This is a genomic window from Micromonospora endophytica (assembly GCF_003236305.1).
In the GTDB taxonomy this organism is placed as follows: Bacteria; Actinomycetota; Actinomycetes; order Mycobacteriales; family Micromonosporaceae; genus Micromonospora; species Micromonospora endophytica.
This window is the reverse complement of sequence record NZ_POTX01000485.1, coordinates 1-1,068: the sequence shown is the minus strand read 5'-3', so window position 1 is coordinate 1,068 and position 1,068 is coordinate 1. Positions and strand designations below refer to the sequence as shown.

Here is a 1,068-nt window from a genome sequence, read left to right as displayed (position 1 = left end):
ACTCCGTCCTCACCACCCCCCACCTATCCCACCTCCTCACCTGACTCTTGCTGGATCTTGTTGCGAAACTGCCCCCGGAGGGGCGCTCTCGCAACAAGATCTGCGGGCGTCAGGGGCGCCAGCCGGCCGCGAGCAGTGCGGCGCGGAGTTGGGTGATCACCTCGGTGGGATTGTGGCGGACGGCCCAGGCGGGGAAGCGGAGCACTCGCTCCCCGCGCTGCCACAGGTCGTTCTGGCGACGCATGTCCGCCCAGGCCGTGGCCGGGTCGAGATGCTGACCACCGTCGATCTCCACGTGCACCCGCCAGTCCTCGAACAACGCGTCCAGGTAGCGACGTCGACCGGCAGCGTCCCGACGCACTGCCTGCCGGGTCGGCTCGGGCAGTCCGGCGCGCCGGACGAGCGTGAGGAAGTCGAGTTCCGGCAGCGAGTGCGCGCCACCTGCCGCGTCGGCGGCGGTCCGCCGGATCAGGTTGCGCCGCCGGGCGCGTGGCAGACGTTCGAGTACGCGCTGCACATCGTCGCCGCCGACGAGGCGCTGCTGGAAACCGGCCGCGATGATCGCACAAGCCTGGTGGTCCGTGACCGCCCATTGCGCCGCGTCGACAATTGACCGGGCCGGCATCGTCCGGCGCGGCTGCCCCACGTCGAGGACGTCCTCGTCAGGCAGGATGGTGGTGCGGTGCACCCGGACGCCGGGCGGCATCGCACGCGGCCGGTGGCTCCTCGGCACGAGCAGATGCACGAGCCCGTCGTCGTGCCTGCGCAGGCCCCAGGCTCGGGCCGCGCTCAGCCCGCCGAGCACCGCCGCCGGGCCGGTGGACAGGACAGCTATCCACCGCAGTTGTGCCGGTGTCACTGGCCCGTTGTGCGTGACGTAGACGGCGCGGTGCACCTTCCGCCAGCGACCGGACTCGACCCTGTGCCGGATCGCCTTCGGCGACAGGTGCCGGCGGGCCTGATCGAGGCTGAGCACCTGCTCCTGGTGGAACAACAGCCAGGTCAGCTCGTCCGCGTCATCCGACGGCAGGTCCGGCCCCCAGCGCTGCCCTGCCGCCGCCCCCGCCC

General features: G+C 72.0%; 1 protein-coding gene. It reads right to left on the bottom strand.

The annotated features are described in order from the left end of the window. Window positions 1-109 precede the first annotated feature (109 nt). Complete coding sequence (locus tag C1I93_RS30665) at window positions 110-994, bottom strand: DUF559 domain-containing protein (protein WP_258378396.1); 885 nt, start codon at window positions 992-994, stop codon at window positions 110-112. Window positions 995-1,068: the final 74 nt, after the last annotated feature.